Below are 20,465 nucleotides of genomic sequence, written 5' to 3'. Positions count from 1 at the left end.
CGGCAGGGCGGCACCGACCTCGGCGCCGGCCGCATCCGGGCCTTGCCAATGGGCCCTGCAACGGTACGCTCGGTCATGTCGGCATCTCCCGCGGCCCGCTTCCTAGCCTGCACTTCGCTATGTGAAGGATTTTCCGCAGTCCGCGTCACCTACGCCGACGTCCCGGACATTACCTAGGCAAGAGGACGTACCCGAGCGAAGGAGGGGTCGTCGCAAGGAGCAGGAGGGGGAAACCCATGGGAGCGAAGACCGCCTCGCATGTGGAAGAGCTGCACCGCCAGCACTCCGGACGCGTGTACGGCTACGTTTTCCGGCGGCTGCGCGATGTGCCATCGGCCCAATCAATCACCAACGACGTCTTCCGGATCGCCTGGCAGCAGCAGAAAGAACCGGATGACGACGCGCTGGCGTGGCTGCTGGTCACTGCACGGAACCTCGTGGCCAACGAGCTGCGCGCCCAACAGCGCCAGCGCGGCCTGGTGGACAAGCTGGGCCGGGCCGAGCTTTCGCGCCGGCCCGCCGAACCGGACGGCACCAGCCAGGCTGTCCGCGAGGTGCTGGCCACGCTGCGCGAGGCGGAACGCGAGATCCTCATGCTCGCCTACTGGGACTTGCTGTCCCTGGCCGAAATTTCCGCCATCCTGGGCTGTTCCGCCGACTCGGCGAAATCCCGGCTCTTCAGGGCCCGCAAGGCCTTCTCCCGCAGGTCCCCGAACCAGATATTGAAGGGTGGAACCGACAATGGACAACATTGAACAGCTTCTTCGCGACGCCGACCCCCGCGCTTCACGTGACTCCGGCGGACCGCTTCCTCTTGACCTCTCGGACCCGGCACCGGTGTTCATCCAACGCCCGGTGGCCGAGCCCCCGAAGGAACCCAGGCACTGGTTGCCGGTGGCCCTGGGCGCGATGGCCACGGCCGCGGCAGTTGCGGCGGTCGTGGTGTGGGCGCCCTGGAACGCCCCGGCGCCCGACCCTCTGCCCGCGAACCCGCCCACGCAAACAACCACGGTTCCCGAACCCTCGGAGTCCGGCACCGCGGACCCGACGGGCACGCCGGATCCCACCGGCGCAGCCGACCCCGAATCCTGGCCCAACGGGCTGTTCCCGGCCTGGGCCGGCGCCCACTTCGCCGACGACGCGGCCTGCCGCGCGCTGTCCGTGCCCGAGATCATGGTTGCGGACGCCAAGGGAAAGCTCTCGGACCCCGGATACGACGCCAAGGCTTTTGCTCTCATCGGCTGCCTGGAGGGCTACGCGGCTTTCACCCCGACGGACCGGTTCCGCGTCGAACAGAACATCGACGACACCTCCGGCGGCATGCTGCTGGCCAAGTGGAACCCGGAGTCCAAGCAGTGGGTCAGTTCCCCGTCGCAGACCGGGGACGACGGGGTTGAGGTGCAACCGGAGTACCTCTCCTGGCCGCTGCTGCGCGGCTACACCTACGAACCGGACGAAACCCCCGCCGAACGCATGGACCGGGCCATCAAGCACCTGGGCATCGACGCGAAGCTCGCCGAAACGCTGCTGGGCCCCAACATGCCTTCGTGGATGGCGTCAGACTCCGATGCCGCCCCCGTGGCATTCTCCAACTCGGTGCTGGAACTCACCCACCCGGCGTGGACCAAACACGAATCCATGCGCGGGGCCGGCGGCAAGGTCTTGGACCCGGCCACCACGGATCCGAAGGAGGCCGCCACCTACCAGCTGATGTTCTTCGACGCGCACGGCAAGGCCGTCTTCAACCTGGGCCTGTTCCCCGACGACCGGGCCGGGGACGCGGCGGACGACACCTGCAACGACCCGTCGGCCACCTACGTGCTGCACGGCTTGGCTCGCACCTCGGTGGTGGTCGACGAGGGGAAGCTGGCCCTGGGGCTGGTGACGGAGACCGATGTCTTTGGCATCGAGCGCTCCACCGTCTCGCTGGTTGAGGCCGGCAGCCCCGCGCAGGGCAAGATGTGTGACCTGCCCACGGCCTTCCACCTGGACGGCAGGATGCTCCAGTCCGATGCCTGGACCGGGTACCTCGGGTTCAAGGACGCGGCCGAGCGCAACGCCTACCTGGAAGCGACCGAATACCAGCGGGCCATGGAGGTCGCGGCCTCGCTGCGGCTGAAGTAGCCCACGGCCGGGACACAAAAAACGGAGGGTGCCGGGACCACGTGGTCCCGGCACCCTCAGTGTGCGGCTGCGAGCTTACAGCGCGCGTTGCTCCGGCCCGTTGTAGGCCGACAGCGGGCGGATCAGCGCGTTGGCGGCGCGCTGTTCGGCGATGTGCGCGGTCCATCCGACAATGCGCGAGGCAATGAAGATGGGTGTGAACATGTCGGTGTCGAAGCCCATCAGGTGGTAGGTCGGTCCCGCCGGGTAGTCAAGGTTCGGCTTGATGGCCTTGGCCTCGTCCATGGCGGCCTCCAGCCCGTCGTACAGGCCCAGCAGCTCGCCGCGGTCGTAGTACGCGACCATCTTGTCCAACGCGGCCTTCATGGTCGGAACCCGGGAGTCGCCGTGCTTGTAGACGCGGTGCCCGAAGCCCATGACCTTCTTCTTGGCCGCCAGGGCCTGCTCCATCCAGGCCTTGGCGCGCGCGGCGGCGTCCTCGCGGGATTCGTTCTTGTCGATCCCGATCTCCTGGAAGGTGTGCATGACGGCCTCGTTGGCCCCGCCGTGCAACGGGCCCTTCAGTGCACCGATGGCGGCCGTGACGGCCGAGTGCAGGTCCGAGAGCGTGGAGGTCACCACGCGTGCGGTGAACGTGGAGGCGTTGAAGGAGTGCTCCGCGTAGAGCACCATGGACACGCGGAACGCGTCGACCACCTCGGGGGCGGCCTCCTCGCCGAAGGTCATCCACAGGAAGTTCTGCGAGTAATCCAGGTCCTCGCGCGGCTCCACGACGCCCAGGCCGCGGCGGCGGCGCTGGTCGTAGGCGACAACCGCCGGGAACGCGGCAAAGAGCTCCTTGGCCTTGATGAACTCGGCCTCCGGGGAGGAATCCCCGGCCAGGGCGTGGTTGGCGCCGATGACGGAGACCGCGGTGCGGCCCACGTCCATCGGGTGGCAATCCAGCGGCAGCAGGTCGATGGCGGCCTTGACGTTGGCGGCCAGGGCGCGCCCGGCGCGCTCGGCGGCCACGAAGTCGGTGAGCTCGATTTCGCTGGGCAGCTCGCCGGTCCAGAGCAGCAGGGCAACTTCTTCGAAGCTCTTGGACGCGGCCAGGTCCTGGACGGGGTATCCGCGGTACAGCAGCGAATTCGTGTCCGGGTTGACCTTGGAAACGGCCGTGTAGTCGACAACGACCCCGGCCAGGCCCTTCTTGATCTCTGTTGTTTCAGTCATCGCTCGCTCCTGTTTCCTACAGATTCGCGTTGTTTGAGTGGATATCCAGGTCCGGGACCTGGAAATTGAAGATCCCGGTGTCAAAGCGGTTGTACGCCTCGTAATCAACCAGCTCGTACAGACGAGCACGCGTCAACATTGAATCTACCCGAGACTCCTGGGTTCCGTGGGCAGCAATCGCGTCCAGGACCCGCTCGGCCTCGCCCATGGCGCTGCGCAGCAGGGTCACCGGGTAGATCACCATGGCCACTCCGGTGGCGGCCAGCTGTTCGCGGGTGAAAAGTTCGGACTTGCCGAACTCCGTCATGTTCGCCAGCACCGGGACATCCACGGCCGCGCACACCGCCTCGAATTCGGACAGGTCCTTCATGGCCTCGGGGAAGATGGCATCGGCGCCGGCATCCACCAGGGCCTTGGCCCGGTTGACAACGGCACCCAAGCCCTCGACGCCGCGCACGTCGGTGCGGGCCATGATCAGGAAGTTCGGATCGCGCCGCGCGTCGGCGGCGGCGGCAATGCGCTTGACCATGGTGTCCAGGTCCACGACGTTCTTACCGTCCAGGTGGCCGCAGCGCTTGGGGTTGAATTGGTCCTCGATGTGGCAACCGGCCAGGCCCGCGTGCTCGAGTTCCTGGATGGTGCGGGCCACATTCATGGGCTCGCCGAAGCCGGTGTCGGCGTCGACCAGGGCCGGCAGGTCCGTCATCCGGGCAATCTGCCCGGCACGGGTGGCGACCTCGGTGAGCGTGGTCAGCCCGATGTCCGGCAGTCCCAGGTCGTTGGCCAGCACGGCGCCGGAGATGTAGACGCCGTCGAAGCCCTTTTCCGCGATCAGCCGGGCCGAAAGCGGGTTGAAGGCCCCCGGGAACTGCCGCGCGGTTCCCGGCACGAGCATCTCGCGCAGGGCCGCGCGCTTCTGCTCGGGGGTGGTGGTCGAGTACAACATCTAGAACAGTCCCTTCGGGGCGGCGGCCAGGTCGATGACGCCCGGTGCCGCAACGATGTTCAGCTGGTCCAGTTCGCCGGCACCCAGCTTCTCCAGGTTCTCGGCCGCGGCGATGAAGCGGTCGATTTCGTCCGCCTCCACCAGGCCGGCGGCCAGGGTGCGGAACTTGTTGATGTACTGCTCGCGGGCGAACGGGCGCGCGCCGAGCGGGTGCGCGTCGGCCACGGCGATCTGGTCGGTGACCACGGTGCCGTCGGCCAGGGTGATGACGACCGTGCCGCCGAAGGCCTTTTCGCTGATGTCCAGCGAGTGGTAGCGGCGGGTCCACTCCGCGTCTTCCTCGGTGGCGACCTTGTTCCACAGCTCGACCGTGTCGGGCCGGCCGGCACGCTCCGGGGAGTAGGAATCGACGTGGTGCCAGGAGCCGTCCTGCAGGGCCACGGCGAAGATGTACGGGATCGAGTGGTCCAGGGTCTCGCGCGAGGCGGTCGGGTCGTACTTCTGCGGGTCGTTGGCGCCCGAGCCGATCACGTAGTGCGTGTGGTGGGAGGTCTTGATCAGGATCGAGGCGACGTTCTTCGGGTCGGTGGCCTCGGGGTGTTCGCGGTTGAGCTTGCGGGCCAGGTCGATCCAGGCCTGCGCCTGGTACTCGGCCGAGTGCTCCTTGGTGTAGGTGTCAAGGATCGCGCGCTTGGCCTCGCCTGACGCGGGCAGCGGCACGGTGTAGGCGGCGTCCTTGCCATCGAGCATCCAGGCGATGACGCCGTCCTCGCCCTCGTAGATCGGAACCGGGGAGGTCTGGCCGCGCATCGCGCGGTCCGCCGCCTCCACGGCCATCTTGCCGGCGAAGGCCGGGGCGTGGGCCTTCCAGGTGGAGATCTCGCCCTTGCGCGACTGGCGGGTGGCGGTGGTGGTGTGCAGGCCCTGGCCGACGGCCTGGAAGATGGTTTCGACATCCAGGCCCAGCAGGGTGCCGATGCCGGCGGAGGCCGACGGGCCCAGGTGCGCGACGTGGTCGATCTTGTGCTCGTGCAGGCAGATGGACTTGACCAGGTCGACCTGGATCTCGTATCCGGTGGCGATCCCGCGGATCAGGTCCTTGCCCGATGCACCGGTGTGCTGGGCGACGGCCAGGATCGGCGGGATGTTGTCGCCCGGGTGGGAATACTCCGCGGCCAGGAAGGTGTCGTGGTAGTCGAGCTCGCGCACCGCCACGCCGTTGGCCCAGGCCGCCCACTCGGGGGAGACCTTCTCGGAAATCCCGAAGACCGAGGCACCCTTGCCGCCGGTGGACGGGGCGTGGGTCAGGGCCTGGGCGCGAGCCGCAACGATCGGGCCGCGGTTCAGCGAGGCGATGGCCACCGAGGCGTTGTCGATGACGCGGTTGATGATCATCTCGGTGACCTCGGCCGGGACCTCGACGGGGTCGGCGGCGACCACGGCGATCTTGTGCGCAAGCTGGTCCTCGTGGGCCAGGTTTTCCTCGCTGCGGTACACGCGTACTGGGTGGTTGATCATTTAGGTGTCCTCTCGGGTGCCGGAATGGGCTTTGATGTGTTCAAGGCTGTGGTGCAGGTGCAACTGGGTGGCCGCTGCGGCGATGTCGGGGTTTCGGGCGGCAATGCCCTCGGCGATCGCTGCGTGCTCGAGCGCCGAGACGGCCAGGCGTGCGGGGTCGTCCTGGGCCAGGCGGCGGACCCGGGCCAGGTGCACGCGCAGGGAGCGCAACGACTGCTGGATGTACGGGTTGGCCACCGCAGCGTCGATGCGGCCATCGAGCTCGGCGGCCAGGTGGTAGAAGGATTCCCGGGATTCCGGATCGGCGCCCTTCCCTGCCTCGAGGAAGCGGGTGCGCAGCTCGGTGAAAACCGCCGGGTCCGCGCGGCGTGCGGCAATGCGGGCGGATTCGATCTCCAAGGCGCGGCGCAGGGCGAAGAGGTCATCGACGTGTTCGAGCGAGACGTCCGAGACGACGGCGCCGCGTCCGCGCTGCTGCACGGCCAGTCCATCGGCCACGAGCCGCGCCAGGGCCTCGCGCAGCGGGGTCCGTGAGACGCCCAGGCGTTCGGCCTGCTCGACCTCGCCCAGCACGGCACCGGGACGCAACCGCCATTCGACGATGTCCGTCCGCAGCTCCTCGTAGGCCTTGTCGCTTGCTCTCATGACATCAACTGTATACAGAAATTGCCAAATGTCACGTTCCCACCGGAAAAATCCGGCCAAAATTTCGTTCTATGTATACATGACCCTTGAAATTTCGTGGCGCTGGTCATAAGCTCGACTCCACCCGAACACCCCCCCAGACCCGAACGGATGTACGGTTCGCATGGCACTTTCCTACGCGCAGACCTTTGCCGAATCCACCAGCGACCCGGCGGCCTTCTGGCTCAAGGCCGCCACCTCGATCGACTGGGAACGGGAGCCGGCCACCGGGCTCGATTCCAGCCGCGCCCCGATCAATGCCTGGTTCCCCGACGGGATGCTCAACGTCTGCCACAACGCGCTGGACCGCCACGTCGCCGCCGGCCGCGGGGACACCACCGCCCTGGTCTACGACTCCGCGGTACTGGGCATCCAGGAAACCTACAGCTATGCCGACTTGCTGGATCGGGTCGCTCGCTTCGCCGGCGCACTGCGCGACCAGGGGATCGGGACCGGGGACCGGGTCCTGATCTACCTGCCGATGATCCCGCAGGCCCACATCGCGATGCTCGCCTGCGCACGGCTCGGGGCCATCCACTCGGTGGTCTTCGGCGGCTTCGCGCCCAAGGAACTGGCCGCCCGCATCGACGACGCGACCCCGGTTGCCATCATCACCGCCACCGGCGGCATCGAGCCTTCGCGCCGCATCGAATACCTGCCGGCCGTCAACGAAGCCATCGCCATGGCCACGCACCAGGTCCGCACCGTCATCGTTGCCCACCGCGACGGCTTCGAGCACTCGCTGGCCGAGTTCGCCGGGACGGGCACCGCCTGGCACGACTGGGAAGAGCTCGTCTCCGAGTCCGCCGCCGCGGCGGCGGTCCCGGTGCCCTCGACCCACCCGCTGTACATCCTGTACACCTCCGGGACCACCGGATCACCCAAGGGCGTGGTGCGGGACTCGGGAGGCTACGCGGTGGCCATGGACTACTCGATGCGCACCGTCTACGGGGTGGGGCCCGGCTCCACCATGCTCACCGCCTCGGACGTGGGCTGGGTCGTGGGCCACTCCTACATCGTCTACGGGCCGCTGATCGCCGGCGCCACCACGGTGCTCTACGAGGGCAAGCCCGTGGGCACCCCCGACGCCGGGGCCTTCTGGCGGCTCATCGAGGACCACCAAGTCGACACCTTCTTCACCGCCCCCACCGCGCTGCGGGCCATCCGCAAGGCCGACCCGGAAGCGGCGCTGCTGGCCGGGCACGACATCTCTTCCCTGCGCAACTTCTTCGTCGCCGGTGAACGCCTGGACCCGGACACCTACGCCTGGGCGCGGGAGAAGCTCGGGGTGCCGGTGATCGACAACTGGTGGCAGACCGAGACCGGGTGGCCCATCGCCTCGAACTGCGTGGGCCTGGAAACCCTCGAGCCCAAGGCCGGTTCTCCCACGGTCCCGGTGCCCGGCTACGACGTGCGGATCCTCGACGGGCTCGGCGCCGAGCTGGGGCCGGGCGAGGAGGGGAACATCGCCATCAAGCTGCCGCTTCCCCCGGGCACCCTGGCCACGCTCTGGGGTAACGACGAGCGCTTCATCGCCACCTACCTCGAGCAGTTCCCCGGCCACTACGCCACGGGGGACTCCGGGTACCTGGATGAGGACGGCTACCTCTTTGTCATGGGTCGGACCGACGACGTCATCAACGTCTCGGGCCACCGGCTGTCCACCGGCGCCATGGAACAGGTGCTCGGATCCCACCCGGCGGTGGCCGAATGCGCCGTGATCGGCGTGGCGGACGAGCTCAAGGGCCAGCGCCCCAGCGGCTACGTGGTGCTCAAGAGCGGCACCCGGATCACCGAGGAGCAGCTGCGCGGCGAGCTGGTGTCCATGGTGCGCGCGCACATCGGGCCGGTCGCGGACTTCCGCGAGGTGCGCATCGTGGCGGCGCTGCCCAAGACCCGCTCGGGCAAGATCCTGCGCAAGACCATGCGGCAGATCGCCGACGGCAAGCCGTACGCGGTGCCCTCCACCATCGAGGACCCGGGCGTCATCGAGGACCTGCTCCCGTTCCTTCGCCCCACGGGATGAACCGGAAGCGTTCCTAGCCTTCCCGGCGCCAGCGGTACTCGTACTCGGGCCGGCCACGGGTCCCATGGCGCGGGGCCTTGGCCGCGTCCCCGGTGTCCGCCAGATGCTCCAGGTAGCGCCTGGCGGTGACCCGGGACAGATCCAGCAGCTCGGAGACCTCGGTGGCCGAGAGCGCGGCGCTCGCCGAACGCAGCGCCTCCGAGATCGAGCCCAGGGTCTCGGTGATCAACCCCTTGGGCAGGGGAGCGGGGCCCACCGAGCGCAGCGCCGCAAATGCGTTGTCGATCGATGACTGGGATGCGGCTTGCCCCGCGTTGCCCAGGTTGAAGCGGAACTGCCGGTAGTTCTCCAGCTTCTCGGCAAAAGCCGCGAAGCCGAAGGGCTTGATCAGGTACTGGGTCACCCCGGCGGAAATCGCGGTGCGCACCACGTTCAGGTCCCGGATCGCGGTGATGGCGATGATGTCCACGGTGTTCCCGCGCCCGCGCACCCTCCGGGCCACGTCCAGGCCGTGCAGGTCAGGCAGGTTCATGTCCAGCAGCACCAGGTCGATCGGGGTGCCCGCCTTCTGCGCCGCATCCAGGGCCGCGAAGGCCTCGTTGCCGCTGTGCGCGATGGAATGCACGCTGAAGCCCGGCACGCGGGCCACGAACTTCGCGTGTGCGGCGGCGGTGGTGGGCTCGTCGTCCACGACCAGGACGCGGAGGCTTCTGTGCGTATCCATGGACCGGTGGTTCCTCGTGTCTGTCGTGATTATCTGGTCAAGGGCGGTGCACCGGCGCGGCGCCACCCGGTGGGGTCAGCGCCCGCTGCGGCCCTGGGGCCCTCCGTGCCCGGACAGCGGCAGGGTCACGGTGAAGATCGCCCCGGCATCATTATCCACTTCCAGGGAGCCTCCCAGGCGCGCGACAGCCTGGCGCACCAGGGCCAGGCCCAGCCCTCGCGAGCCGGATCCGGGGACCACCGGCTTGGAAGAGACCCCCAGCCGGAAGTATTCGTCGAGCAGGTCCGGGTCCACACCGGGGCCCGAATCGGCGATCGAGATCACCACGGATTCCGCGTCTGCGGCGAAGTCCGCCCACACCCGGCGCAGCTCGGAGCCGGCCGCCGCGTCGAACGCGTTGTCCAGCAGGTTCCCGGTGATGGTGACCAGGTCCCGGGCATCCAGGGCGCCGGAGGGCAGCTGCCCGGAGGCGGTCAGGGTCAGGGCGATGCCGCGCTCGTGGGCCTGGGCGGCCTTGCCCACCAGCAGCGAGGTCAGGTACGGCTCGTCGACCGCCAGCACGAACTCGTCGGTCAGCCGCTGGGATTCCTGCCGGTCGGCCACCGCGAACTCCAGCGCCTCGCGCTCGCGGCCCAGCTCGATCAGCGTCGCCACGGTGTGCAGCCGGTTGGCGTGCTCGTGGGTCTGGGCGCGCAGCGCCTCGGTGAGTGTGCGCATCGATTCGAGCTGCCCGGTCAGCGCCTGGACCTCGGTGTGGTCGCGCAGCGTGGCCACGGTGCCCAGCTTGCTTTCCACCAGGCGGCGGCGCAGCGGCCAGCGCACCTTCGCCCCGGGACCAGTGTCGGGCTGCTCCGCGTTCTGCTGGGAGATCACCAGCACCCGGTCGCTGGTCAGGTGGATCTCGTCGACGGCCCGGCGCCCGGAGGCAAAGAGCTCGGCCACGGTCTCGGGCAGCCCCAGGCGGTCGACCGGCAGCGGGCGCAGCGACCCGGCCGGCGGCAGGCCCAGCAATTGCGCCGCCTGGTCGTTGTAGAGCACCAGCCGCCCCCTGGCATCGACCAGCACCAGGCCCTCGCGCAGCGAATGCAGCGCGGAGAAGTAGTAGGCGTAGAGCCGGCGCAGCTCCTCCGGGCCGTAGCCCAGGGTGGCGCGGCGCAGGTATCGGGCCAACGCATAGGTGAACACCGCGCCGAGCCCCGCCGCCAGCACTCCCACGGCCAGGATCGCCGGAACCAGCGCGGCCTGGGTGGCGCCCAGGGACTGCAGCGTCACGCCCACCGCCACCATCGCGGTGACGTTCCCGCCCGCATCCCGGATCGGGGCGATGGCCCGCACCGAGGGGCCCAGGGTGCCGCGGTAGTCCTCGACCTGGCTGTGCCCGGCCAGCGCCTGCTCGACGCTGCCGACGTACTTGCGGCCGATCTCGCTGGCGGTGGGGTGGGTGTAGCGGGTGCGGTCGGTGTCCATGATGGTCACGAAGTCCACCGCCGCGTGCGACACGATGTTCTTGGCAAAGGGCACCAACGCCCCGGAGGGGTCCGGCTGCTGCACCGCGTTGATGACGAAGGGGTCGTGGGACAGGGTCTCGGCGACGGAGAGCACGCGCTTGGCGGCGAATTCATGGGCCTGGGTCCGGGCGTTGAGGTAGCTGGCCGTGCTGACCACCAGCACCACCAGGGCAACCAGCGCCAGCTGCGCGACGAAGATGCGGGTCGCCAGCGAGTAGGGGGAACGCGCCGGGCTCGCGCTGCGTTCCCTGGATGCGGGGGCGGACGGGCCGCCCGGGGACCGTGGCATCGATGCCACCTTCCGTCTGAGGTGCCCGGTGCCGGGTGCATGGGCGCTGCCTTCAAGGGTGGCACGCGGGCAAGCATGCCATGACCATTATGAACACAAGAGAGATATCGATCACGTTCGCCCCCACCATGGATGAAGAAGCCCGGGCACAGCAAGCGCCACCGCCCCCGCCGCCTCCCCGCAGCAGACATTCGTTCAGAAGGAGCCACCCCATGGCAACGACGCCAACATCGACAGGAATCCTGGACCGGGACCCGATCGAGAACCAGGAAGCACCCGCCAAGAAGGACCGCACCCACTGGCTGTACATCATGGTGATCATCGCCGTGGTTGCCGGTGCCGCGATCGGATTGTTGGCCCCGGACCTCGGCAAGGCGCTCAAGCCGCTGGGCACCGGGTTCGTCGCGCTGATCAAGATGATCATCGCGCCGGTCATCTTCTGCACCATTGTTTTGGGCATCGGTTCGATCGCGAAGGCCGCCACCGTCGGCAAGGTCGGCGGCCTAGCACTGCTCTACTTCATCACCATGTCCACCTTCGCGCTGGCCATCGGCCTGTTCGTCGGCAACCTGATCCACCCCGGGGCGGGCCTGAAGCTGCAGCCCTACGAGGGGGCCGCCGGCGGAACCGAAAACGCGACCGTCAAGTTCCTGCTCGAACTGATCCCGGGCGACATCCCGGTGCTGCCCACCCTGGTCTTGGCCCTGTTCGTGGGCTTCGCCCTGCAGTCCATGGGCAAGAGCGGAGAGCCCGTCCTCGGCGCCATCAAGCACATCCAGGCCGTGGTCTTCCGCCTGATGATGATGATCATGTGGATCGCCCCGATCGGCGCCTTCGGGGCCATCGCCGCGGTCGTCGGCGCCACCGGCTGGGCCGCCATCGGCTCCATGGCCATCCTCATGGGTGCCTTCTACGCCACCTGCGCGCTGTTCATCGTGGTCATCCTCGGCTCGCTGCTGCGCGCCGTGACCGGGCTGAACATCTTCGCGCTGCTGAAGTACCTGGCCCGCGAGTACCTGCTGATCTTCTCCACCTCCTCCTCCGAGTCGGCCCTGCCGCGCCTGATCGCCAAGATGGAGCACGTGGGCGTCTCCAAGCCGGTCGTGGGCATCACGGTTCCCACCGGCTATTCCTTCAACCTCGACGGCACCGCCATCTACCTGACCATGAGCGCGCTGTTCGTCTCCACCGCCATGGGCATGCCGATGAACCTCGGCGAGCAGATCTCCCTGCTGGTCTTCATGATCATCGCCTCCAAGGGCGCCGCCGGGGTCACCGGCGCAGGCCTGGCCACGCTGGCCGCCGGCCTGCAGTCGCACCGCCCGGAACTGCTTGACGGCATGGGCGTGATCGTGGGCATCGACAAGTTCATGTCCGAGGCCCGCGCACTGACCAACTTCACCGGCAACGCCGTGGCAACGCTGCTGATCGGCACGTGGACCAAGGAAATCGACATGGAGCAGGCCCGCGCCGTGCTCGCCGGGGACCGTCCCTTCGACGAGCTCTCGCTGACCGCCAACGAGCACTAAGCTGCGCGGAACTTCCGCACGAACGCCAGGGGCCCCGGACCGGGACCCCTGGCGTTCGCCCGTTGGGCGCGCAAGTGCCTCATGGTCCTTCACGCCCATGGACGGTGCCGGATGCCGGGTGCATAGTGGTCTTGGTGCGACACCGGAACCAAGCGGACCCACCTGGGAGGATGCCATGGCACGAGCGAAGGGGCCGCGACGGCCGGCCTGGGAAAGCCTTGGCCCCGAGTTGCCCGCCCCGCAGGAGGTGCGCGACGCCGAGGACCTGTTGTGGCGCGAATTCTGTGCCCGGTTCCGCTGGTACGAGGGCGCGGCAACGCGCGCCCGCCGCGCCCACCAGGGCCTGCGGATCCTCACTCTGGGCTGCGCGGCGGCCGTCACGGTGCTGGCGGCACTGGCTGCTCCGGCACCGGTGACCGCGGGACTCGGGGCGCTGATCGTGCTGGTCGAAGGGTTGGCGCAGATCGGGCAATTCCATGCCAAGTGGCTGAATTACCGCGGCACCGCCGAACGGATGCGCCACGAGGGATTCTTCTATGCGGCCGGCGCCGGGGGCTATGCCGACCCCGGGAAGCGGCGGGCGAGGCTGGCGTGCTTCATCGACGAGGTGCTGGGCGCCGAGCACGCCGCCTGGGCGCAGTCCACGGCCAGGGCCGCGGAAAACGGCCAGCGCTGACGCGCCCCGGAAACACCCCGCACCGAACATTGGACTTCAACTTCAAGGTAAAGGCTCGCCGTGCAGCCGATTGGTCAAAGCCCGGTGCGCAACCTATACCCTTGATTGAAGTAGTCAAACAGATCGCACAACGAACGGAAGCGTGGTTCATACCGTGAGCGAGGAACAGGGCAGCAAGTCGCGAGGCGCGGGTTTGCTCAAGGAGCCAACCCCCTTGGGACCCACGGGTCGCCCGATGACGATTTTCCCCGAGCCCTTGCCACTGGAATCCCACGGCCCGGCCCGCGTGATCGCCATGGTCAACCAGAAGGGCGGGGTCGGCAAGACGACCTCCACCATCAACCTCGCCGCGGCGCTGGCCGAATACGGGCGCAAGGTGCTGCTGGTCGACTTCGACCCGCAGGGCGCGCTGTCCGCCGGCTTCGGGACCAACCCGCACGAGCTAGACGTCACCGTCTACAACGTGCTGATGGACCGCAAAACCACGATCCGTGACGCCATCATCACCACCGACGTGGAAAACGTCGATCTGCTGCCGGCCAACATCGACCTTTCTGCCGCCGAGGTCCAGCTGGTCAACGAGGTCGCCCGCGAACAGGTCCTCGAGCGCGCGCTGCGCTCGGTCACCGACGACTACGACATCGTGCTCATCGACTGCCAGCCGTCCCTGGGACTGCTCACCGTCAACGCGCTGACCGCCGCCCACGGCGTGATCATCCCGCTGACGGCGGAGTTCTTCGCGCTGCGCGCGGTGGCGCTGCTGGTCGAAACCATCGAGAAGGTCCAGGACCGGTTGAACCCGGCGCTGTCCATCGACGGGGTGCTGGCAACCATGTACGACCCGCGCACGCTGCACGGCCGCGAGGTCGTGGGCCGGCTGGTCGAGGCGTTCGGGGACACCGTCTTCGAGACCGTGATCCGCCGGACCATCAAGTTCGCCGACGCCAACGTGGCGGCCGAGCCGATCACGTCCTACGCGACCAACCACCCCGGTGCCGAGGCCTACCGCCAGCTGGCCAAGGAACTGATCGCCCGTGGCGGCGCCCCGTAATGACGGCACCCGCCGCCGACCCCCTGGCCACCGCGCCGGTCCCCGAGAAGGAACCGGCCGGTGGCTTTCGGGTTTCGCTGGAAAACTTCACCGGTCCCTTCGACCTGTTGCTCTCGCTGATCGCCAAGCGCGAGCTGGACATCACCCAGATCGCCATGGCCGAGGTCACCGACGAGTTCATTGCCTACCTCAAGGCCCTGCAGGCCCGGGGAGGCGCCAAGGCGCTGGATGAGACCACCGAGTTCCTGGTCATCGCCTCCACGCTGCTGGACCTGAAGGCCGCCCGCCTTCTGCCGAACACCGATGCCGAGTCCGACGAGGACATGGCGCTGCTCGAGGCCCGCGACCTGCTCTTTGCCCGGTTGCTACAGTACAAGGCGTTCAAGCACGCCGCCGGCTGGATCTCCGAAAAACTGCTCGACGAGGCCGCCAGCTTCCCGCGCCAGGCGGGGCTGGAGGCGCACTTCGCCGCACTGCTGCCGGAACTGCTTTTCAAGACCACCCCGGGGGAGCTGGCCCAACTTGCCGTCGCGGCGCTGGCGCCCAAGGCCCCCGAGCCCACCGAGGTCGGCATTGCGCACCTGCACGGCGGCAACGTCTCGGTGCGCGAGCAGGCCGCCATCCTGGCCTCGATGCTCAAGGAGCGCGGGACCCTGGTGTTTGGCGAGCTGGTCGCGGACGCCTCCAGCCACCTGGTGGTCGTCGCCCGTTTCCTGGCCCTGCTGGAGATGTACCGCGAGCAGGTCATCGCCTTTTCGCAGGACGCCCCGCTCCAGGAGCTGGCCGTGCGCTGGTTGGCGGCCGACACCGACTGGGATCCGGCCGCACTGCACGAGGAATACGGGCCCGGGCCCGGCATCGACTCCGAGACATCCGCCACGTTGGCACCACCCGCACAGGGGGAAGAACCATGAACGAACCCGTCACCGCCCCGGCCTCGGCACACCCCGCAGCCCCGGCCCCGGTCCCGCCGCGGGAGGCCGCCGAGGGCCAAGGCTCCGTTGATTCGCTGCCCGGGGGACTGGAAGCGGGCATCGAGGCGGTGCTGATGGTCATCGACGAACCCATCTCCGCCGGCCACCTCGCCCGCGTGCTCGAGGTCGGTGAGGAACGCGTCACAGCGGCCCTTGAAAAGCTGCGGGCACAGTATGATGGTGGGGATACACCACGCGGTTTTGAGCTGCGTGAATTGGCCGGCGGCTGGCGCATCTTCTCCCGACGTGAATTTGCTCCCTTCGTTTCACGCTTCGTCATCGACGGCCAAACGGCAAGACTTACCCAGGCAGCGCTGGAAACTTTGGCAGTGATCGCCTACCGGCAACCGGTCTCCCGCGGCAGGATCGCGGCGATTCGCGGGGTCAACGTCGATTCGGTGGTGCGCACCTTACTCACGCGCGGGCTGATCCACGAAGCACCCGACGACGGTGAAAGTGGTGCCACGTTGTATCAGACCACCTCGTACTTTCTGGAAAGATTGGGACTGGGCAGTATCTCCGAGCTGCCCAGGATCTCCCCGCATCTTCCCGGAGTGGGTGACATCGACGACTACGACGTTGATTCGCCCTGGCAATCGGCGAACCACGAAACAACATAAGGACAGATCATGACCCAGGGATCCCGCCCAGGCCGCGGCAACCAGCGCCCACAAGGCTCCGGCAACGGCCGCGGCCGTGGAGCAACCGGTGCTGGCCGTTCCGACCAAAACCCACGCTCCTCCACCCCGCGATCCGGCTCGGAGCGCGGCACCGAGTCCTCGGCCGGTTCCTGGTCCAAGGCCCACGGCGGCCCGAAGCAGTCCAAGAAGGCCGGGGCCCCGGGCAAGAAGAAGTACGGCGGCCCCCAGGCCTTCGGCAAGGAACGCTTCGGCAAGAACCTGGGCCCGGTCAACGCCGAGCGCACCCGGCCCACCCAGCGGGCACAGGCGGCCGCCGCGCACTCGGACCTCGAGGGCGTGCGCCTGCAGAAGGTCATGGCCAACGCCGGGGTGGCCTCGCGCCGCGTCTGCGAAGAAATGATCGCCAACGGCCGCGTCGAGGTCAACGGCGTGCTCATCACCGAACCCGGCATCCGCATCGACCCCGAGCACGACTCCGTGCACGTGGACGGCATGCGCCTGCAGCTGAACGCGGACATGCAGTACTTCGTCTTCAACAAGCCGCGCAACGTGGTCTCCACCATGGAGGACCCCGAGGGCCGCAAGTGCATCGCGGACTACCTGCGCAAGCAGGGCCAGACGCGCCTCTTCCACGTGGGCCGGCTGGACTACCAGACCGAGGGCCTGCTGATCCTGACCAACGACGGCGAGGCCGCCAACCGGCTGGCCCACCCCTCCCACGAGGTCCCCAAGACCTACCTGGTGCAGGTCCGCGGCCCGCTGCCTTCGGGCATCGGCGCGCAGATGAAGAAGGGCATCAAGCTGGAGGACGGCTGGCAGTCCGTCGACTCCTTCCGCCTGATCGACTCCACCCCCGGGCACGTGCTCGTGGAGGTCATCCTGCACTCCGGGCGCAACCGCATCGTGCGCCGCCTCTTCGAAGAGGTCGGCTTCCCGGTGACCCGCCTGGTCCGCGTCCAGGTCGGCCCGATCCGCCTGGGCGACCAGAAGCAGGGCACCATCCGCCCGCTGGGCAAGCAGGAAGTCGGGCACCTGCTGGCAATGGTGGGGATGTAGCCACATGCCCACCACGCACCTGGCCGGACCGATCCTGGTCATCGGCACCGGGCTGCTGGGCACCAGCGTCGGGCTGGGGCTGAGCCAGCGCGGACTGAACGTCTGGCTCGTCGACCCCTCGCCCAGCGCGCAAACCGTCGCACAGGACATCGGCGCCGGCACCATCCACGTCCCGGGGCGCCCGCTGGCCCCCGAGCTCGTGGTGGTCGCCGCGCCGCCGGATGTCACCGCCTCCGTGGTCACCGAGGCGTTGCTGGAGTACCCGATGTCCACCGTGGTGGACATCGCCTCCGTCAAGGGCTCGATCCTGGAGGCGGTGCGTGCCGATGCGCGCATCACCGACGAGCACCTGGCCCGCTACGTGGGCACCCACCCGATGGCCGGGCGCGAACGCTCCGGCCCGGCCTCGGCCCGCGGTGAGCTGTTCACCTCGATGCCGTGGGTGATCTGCGCGCACGCGGGGTCGCGCGGCGACTCGGTGAAGACCGCCGAGGCGCTGGCCATCGACCTGGGCGCCACGGTCGCGCGCATGAACGCGCAGGACCACGACGCCTCGGTCGCGCTGATCTCGCACTTCCCGCAGGTCGCCTCCTCGCTGATCGCCTCGCGGCTGCTCAACGCCCCGGGCCACTCGCTGGCGCTGGCCGGCAACGGGCTGCGCGACACCACCCGGATCGCGGCCTCGGACCCGAAGCTGTGGATCCAGATCCTCAGCCACAACGCCGGGGCACTGGTCCCGATCCTGCGCGGCATGCGCGAGGACCTGGACCGGCTTGTCGCCACCCTCTCGGACCCGACGGCCTCCGGCGCGCTGCTGGACCTTGCCCAGCTGATGGGGGAGGGCAACGCCGGGCAGGCGCGGATCCCGGGCAAGCACGGCGCCCCGCCGCAGGCCTTCGCGCTGGTCACCGTCGTGGTCAAGGACAAGCCCGGGCAGGTCGCCAAGCTGCTGGCCGACATCGGGGATGCCGGCATCAACGTCGAGGACCTCCGGGTCGAACACTCCGCCGGCCACCAGGTCGGCCTGGTCGACGTCTCGGTCATCCCGGGACGTCGCGAAGAATTGATCACAGTGCTTAGTGCACTTGGCTGGAAGGTTGCGCAGTAATGCAGAAAATCACGGTGGCCATCGACGGCCCCTCCGGAAGCGGCAAGTCCTCGGTCTCCAAGGAGGCCGCCCGCCGCCTGGGCGCAGCGTACCTGGACACCGGTGCGATGTACCGCGCCGTGACCTGGCATGCGCTGGATGCCGGCACCGACCTGGCCGATGCCGCCGCGGTCGCCGCGGCGGTGAAGGCCGCCGACCTGTTCATCTCCACCGATCCCGACGTGGAGAAGGTGACGATCCACGGCACCGACGTGACCGAGGCGATCCGCGAGCCGTTCGTCTCCGCGGCCGTCTCGGCCGTCGCGACGAACCTGGAGGCACGCGCGGAGCTGGTGGCACGCCAGCGCGCCATCATCGCGGCGCACCCGCGCATCGTGGCCGAGGGCCGGGACATCACCACCGTGGTGGCACCCGACGCGGAGGCCCGCATCCTGCTCACCGCCTCCGAGGAGGCGCGCCTGCGCCGCCGCGGGCTGCAGCTGGGCGGCACCCAGTCCGCCGCCGAGCTCGAGGCCCAGGTGCTCGCCCGCGACGCCAAGGACTCGACCGTGGTCAACTTCCAGGTCGCCGCCGACGGCGTCGTGACCGTGGATTCCTCGGACCTGGACTTCGAGGAAACGGTTGCAACCGTCCTCGAAGCCATCAAGGCCCAGGCCGCCTAGCTCCACCACTTCGATCCAGCACCAACGGATCACACCATCCCCGCCAGCGGCAGCGGTGCCCAGGCACCGAAACGCGCGGGCGGGAGACATGCTTGAATTGATACCGGCTTCCGCGTTTGGTGGAGGCACGCAACGCAAAGGAACCACACCATGAGTGAGAGCCTGCTTCCGGACGAGGGCGCCGAATACGTCCCGTTCAACGAGGACCACATCGCCGACCGCCTGGCCGAGATCAGCGACGAGGATGCCGACGCACGCGCCACCGCGCTGCTGGCCGGCCTCGACGACTACGAACTGGACCCGGAGGACGCCGAACTGCTGGCGCACCTGGGCGACGACTTCGACGACGACGCCGACGAGGTCATCCCGCCGGTGGTGGCCATCATCGGGCGCCCCAACGTGGGCAAGTCCACGCTGGTCAACCGCATCCTGGGCCGCCGCGAGGCCGTCGTGGAGGACGTCCCGGGCGTGACCCGCGACCGCGTGTCCTACCAGGCCGAGTGGCTGGGCAAGAAGTTCACCATCGTTGACACCGGCGGCTGGGAGCACGATGCCAAGGGCATCCACGCCCGCGTCGCCGAGCAGGCCGAGGTCGCAGCCGACCTGGCCGACGTCATCCTCTTCGTCGTGGACTCGCGCGTCGGCGCCACCGCCACCGACGAGGCGGTCGTGAAGATGCTGCGCCGGAAGAAGAAGCCGGTGCTGCTGGTGGCCAACAAGGTCGACGACTTCAACCAGGAATCCGAGGCCGCGTTCCTCTGGGGCCTGGGCTTCGGCCAGCCCTGGCCGGTTTCGGCCCTGCACGGTCGCGGCGCGGCCGACCTGCTGGACGCCGTTGTGGCCAAGCTTCCCGAGTTCTCCGCCTTCGGCGGCATCATCCCGCGCGGCGGCCCGCGCCGCATCGCGCTGATCGGCCGCCCGAACGTGGGCAAGTCCTCGCTGCTGAACAAGATGGCCGGTTCCGAGCGCGTGGTCGTTGATACCCTCGCCGGCACCACCCGCGACCCGGTCGACGAGCTCGTCGAGCTTGGCGGCGAGGTCTTCCGCTTCGTGGACACCGCCGGCATCCGCCGCCGCCAGCACATGGCGCAGGGCTCGGACTACTACGCCTCGCTGCGTACCCAGGCCGCCCTGGAAAAGGCCGAGGTGGCCGTCGTGCTCGTTGCGGTGGACGAGGTCCTCTCCGAGCAGGATGTTCGCATCCTGCAGATGACCATCGATTCGGGTCGTGCCCTGGTGCTCGCTTTCAACAAGTGGGACCTGATGGACGACGACCGCCGCCGTTACCTGGAGCGCGAGATCGAGACCGACCTGGCGCACGTGGAGTGGGCACCGCGGGTGAACATCTCGGCGAAGACCGGATGGCACAAGGACAAGCTCGTCCCCGCCCTGCACACGGCCCTGGAGTCCTGGGACAAGCGCATCTCCACCGGCAAGCTCAACACCTTCCTGGGCGAGCTTGTGGCGGCGCACCCGCACCCCCTGCGCGGAGGCAAGCAGCCACGCATTCTCTTCGGCACCCAGGTGTCCTCGCGACCACCCCGTTTTGTGCTGTTCACCACAGGTTTCTTGGATCCAGGGTACCGCAGGTTCATTACCCGCAGGCTTCGTGAGACCTTCGGCTTCGAGGGCACGCCCATTGAAGTGGCGATGCGGGTGCGCGAAAAGCGCCAGCGTTCGAAGTAGTCGAAAAAATAGGGTAGGGTAATCACGGAGCTTTTCGCAGACGGCACC

General features: G+C 68.5%; 18 protein-coding genes. 12 read left to right on the top strand and 6 right to left on the bottom strand.

Annotated elements, in window-relative coordinates:
* Positions 1–236: 236 nt before the first annotated feature.
* Positions 237–755 (top strand): RNA polymerase sigma factor, encoded by a 519-nt coding sequence (locus BLJ79_RS21775; protein ID WP_071216910.1) that lies wholly within the window; start codon positions 237–239, stop codon positions 753–755.
* Positions 742–2,124: a hypothetical protein gene (locus BLJ79_RS21770; RefSeq protein ID WP_071216909.1), complete on the top strand. Its 1,383-nt coding sequence runs from the start codon at positions 742–744 to the stop codon at positions 2,122–2,124. Before BLJ79_RS21775 ends, BLJ79_RS21770 begins: the two co-directional genes overlap by 14 nt.
* Before the next feature lie 75 nt (positions 2,125–2,199).
* On the opposite strand, the gene BLJ79_RS21765 is transcribed toward BLJ79_RS21770, so the two are convergent.
* Genes BLJ79_RS21765 through BLJ79_RS21750 form a run of 4 tightly spaced genes read right to left on the bottom strand, consistent with a single transcriptional unit; the run spans position 2,200 to position 6,448 of the window.
* Positions 2,200–3,339, bottom strand: a complete 1,140-nt coding sequence (locus BLJ79_RS21765) for a bifunctional 2-methylcitrate synthase/citrate synthase (protein ID WP_071216908.1) — start codon at positions 3,337–3,339, stop codon at positions 2,200–2,202.
* Between the two features lie 16 nt (positions 3,340–3,355).
* Positions 3,356–4,285, bottom strand: coding sequence for a methylisocitrate lyase (prpB, locus tag BLJ79_RS21760; RefSeq protein WP_071216907.1), 930 nt, complete (start codon positions 4,283–4,285; stop codon positions 3,356–3,358).
* On the bottom strand, positions 4,286–5,803 hold the full coding sequence (locus BLJ79_RS21755; RefSeq protein ID WP_071216906.1) for an MmgE/PrpD family protein: 1,518 nt from the start codon (positions 5,801–5,803) through the stop codon (positions 4,286–4,288). It lies immediately after the preceding gene.
* A complete protein-coding gene (locus BLJ79_RS21750; RefSeq protein WP_071216905.1) occupies positions 5,804–6,448 on the bottom strand; it encodes a GntR family transcriptional regulator in 645 nt (214 codons plus the stop codon).
* Positions 6,449–6,611: 163 nt separating this feature from the next.
* On the opposite strand from BLJ79_RS21750, the gene BLJ79_RS21745 reads away from it, so the two are divergent.
* A complete protein-coding gene (locus BLJ79_RS21745; protein WP_071216904.1) occupies positions 6,612–8,513 on the top strand; it encodes an AMP-binding protein in 1,902 nt (633 codons plus the stop codon).
* Positions 8,514–8,526: 13 nt separating this feature from the next.
* Here BLJ79_RS21745 and BLJ79_RS21740 read toward each other — a convergent pair whose 3' ends face one another.
* The gene (locus BLJ79_RS21740) at positions 8,527–9,237 is read right to left on the bottom strand and encodes a response regulator (protein WP_071216903.1); all 711 of its coding nucleotides are present in this window, start codon (positions 9,235–9,237) and stop codon (positions 8,527–8,529) included.
* 75 nt (positions 9,238–9,312) lie between these two features.
* A complete protein-coding gene (locus tag BLJ79_RS21735) occupies positions 9,313–11,034 on the bottom strand; it encodes a sensor histidine kinase (protein WP_083411546.1) in 1,722 nt (573 codons plus the stop codon).
* Between the two features lie 212 nt (positions 11,035–11,246).
* Here BLJ79_RS21735 and BLJ79_RS21730 point away from each other — a divergent pair, with 212 nt between their 5' ends.
* The 9 genes from BLJ79_RS21730 (at position 11,247) to der (ending at position 20,417) form a co-directional block, all read left to right on the top strand.
* On the top strand, positions 11,247–12,563 hold the full coding sequence (locus BLJ79_RS21730) for a cation:dicarboxylate symporter family transporter (protein WP_286135896.1): 1,317 nt from the start codon (positions 11,247–11,249) through the stop codon (positions 12,561–12,563).
* A 175-nt stretch (positions 12,564–12,738) separates the two neighbouring features.
* Complete coding sequence (locus BLJ79_RS21725) at positions 12,739–13,239, top strand: DUF4231 domain-containing protein (RefSeq protein WP_071216902.1); 501 nt, start codon at positions 12,739–12,741, stop codon at positions 13,237–13,239.
* Positions 13,240–13,393: 154 nt separating this feature from the next.
* Positions 13,394–14,290: a ParA family protein gene (locus BLJ79_RS21720; protein ID WP_071216901.1), complete on the top strand. Its 897-nt coding sequence runs from the start codon at positions 13,394–13,396 to the stop codon at positions 14,288–14,290.
* Positions 14,290–15,204 (top strand): segregation and condensation protein A, encoded by a 915-nt coding sequence (locus tag BLJ79_RS21715; RefSeq protein WP_071216900.1) that lies wholly within the window; start codon positions 14,290–14,292, stop codon positions 15,202–15,204. Before BLJ79_RS21720 ends, BLJ79_RS21715 begins: the two co-directional genes overlap by 1 nt.
* Positions 15,201–15,884 (top strand): SMC-Scp complex subunit ScpB, encoded by a 684-nt coding sequence (gene scpB / locus BLJ79_RS21710; RefSeq protein WP_083411544.1) that lies wholly within the window; start codon positions 15,201–15,203, stop codon positions 15,882–15,884. Before BLJ79_RS21715 ends, scpB begins: the two co-directional genes overlap by 4 nt.
* 9 nt (positions 15,885–15,893) lie before the next feature.
* Complete coding sequence (locus tag BLJ79_RS21705; protein ID WP_071216899.1) at positions 15,894–16,961, top strand: pseudouridine synthase; 1,068 nt, start codon at positions 15,894–15,896, stop codon at positions 16,959–16,961.
* 4 nt (positions 16,962–16,965) lie between these two features.
* Complete coding sequence (locus tag BLJ79_RS21700; RefSeq protein WP_071216898.1) at positions 16,966–18,069, top strand: prephenate dehydrogenase; 1,104 nt, start codon at positions 16,966–16,968, stop codon at positions 18,067–18,069.
* Complete coding sequence (cmk, locus tag BLJ79_RS21695; protein WP_071216897.1) at positions 18,069–18,731, top strand: (d)CMP kinase; 663 nt, start codon at positions 18,069–18,071, stop codon at positions 18,729–18,731. Before BLJ79_RS21700 ends, cmk begins: the two co-directional genes overlap by 1 nt.
* Before the next feature lie 150 nt (positions 18,732–18,881).
* Positions 18,882–20,417: a ribosome biogenesis GTPase Der gene (gene der, locus BLJ79_RS21690; protein ID WP_071216896.1), complete on the top strand. Its 1,536-nt coding sequence runs from the start codon at positions 18,882–18,884 to the stop codon at positions 20,415–20,417.
* The last annotated feature ends 48 nt before the right edge of the window (positions 20,418–20,465 follow it).

The organism is Arthrobacter sp. UCD-GKA (assembly GCF_001863355.1).
Lineage (GTDB): Bacteria > Actinomycetota > Actinomycetes > Actinomycetales > Micrococcaceae > Paeniglutamicibacter.
Note: the sequence above shows the minus strand (reverse complement) of the source record. Positions and strands in the feature narration are given on the sequence as shown.

What these genes read in the sequence shown, in the direction of transcription:
- BLJ79_RS21775 (WP_071216910.1), top strand. Translation starts at nt 237, where the DNA reads ATGGGAGCGAAGACCGCCTCGCATGTGGAAGAGCTGCACCGCCAGCAC.
- BLJ79_RS21770 (WP_071216909.1), top strand. Translation starts at nt 742, where the DNA reads ATGGACAACATTGAACAGCTTCTTCGCGACGCCGACCCCCGCGCTTCA.
- BLJ79_RS21765 (WP_071216908.1), bottom strand. Translation starts at nt 3,339, where the DNA reads ATGACTGAAACAACAGAGATCAAGAAGGGCCTGGCCGGGGTCGTTGTC.
- prpB (WP_071216907.1), bottom strand. Translation starts at nt 4,285, where the DNA reads ATGTTGTACTCGACCACCACCCCCGAGCAGAAGCGCGCGGCCCTGCGC.
- BLJ79_RS21755 (WP_071216906.1), bottom strand. Translation starts at nt 5,803, where the DNA reads ATGATCAACCACCCAGTACGCGTGTACCGCAGCGAGGAAAACCTGGCC.
- BLJ79_RS21750 (WP_071216905.1), bottom strand. Translation starts at nt 6,448, where the DNA reads ATGAGAGCAAGCGACAAGGCCTACGAGGAGCTGCGGACGGACATCGTC.
- BLJ79_RS21745 (WP_071216904.1), top strand. Translation starts at nt 6,612, where the DNA reads ATGGCACTTTCCTACGCGCAGACCTTTGCCGAATCCACCAGCGACCCG.
- BLJ79_RS21740 (WP_071216903.1), bottom strand. Translation starts at nt 9,237, where the DNA reads ATGGATACGCACAGAAGCCTCCGCGTCCTGGTCGTGGACGACGAGCCC.
- BLJ79_RS21735 (WP_083411546.1), bottom strand. Translation starts at nt 11,034, where the DNA reads ATGCCACGGTCCCCGGGCGGCCCGTCCGCCCCCGCATCCAGGGAACGC.
- BLJ79_RS21730 (WP_286135896.1), top strand. Translation starts at nt 11,247, where the DNA reads ATGGCAACGACGCCAACATCGACAGGAATCCTGGACCGGGACCCGATC.
- BLJ79_RS21725 (WP_071216902.1), top strand. Translation starts at nt 12,739, where the DNA reads ATGGCACGAGCGAAGGGGCCGCGACGGCCGGCCTGGGAAAGCCTTGGC.
- BLJ79_RS21715 (WP_071216900.1), top strand. Translation starts at nt 14,290, where the DNA reads ATGACGGCACCCGCCGCCGACCCCCTGGCCACCGCGCCGGTCCCCGAG.
- scpB (WP_083411544.1), top strand. Translation starts at nt 15,201, where the DNA reads ATGAACGAACCCGTCACCGCCCCGGCCTCGGCACACCCCGCAGCCCCG.
- BLJ79_RS21705 (WP_071216899.1), top strand. Translation starts at nt 15,894, where the DNA reads ATGACCCAGGGATCCCGCCCAGGCCGCGGCAACCAGCGCCCACAAGGC.
- BLJ79_RS21700 (WP_071216898.1), top strand. Translation starts at nt 16,966, where the DNA reads ATGCCCACCACGCACCTGGCCGGACCGATCCTGGTCATCGGCACCGGG.
- cmk (WP_071216897.1), top strand. Translation starts at nt 18,069, where the DNA reads ATGCAGAAAATCACGGTGGCCATCGACGGCCCCTCCGGAAGCGGCAAG.
- der (WP_071216896.1), top strand. Translation starts at nt 18,882, where the DNA reads ATGAGTGAGAGCCTGCTTCCGGACGAGGGCGCCGAATACGTCCCGTTC.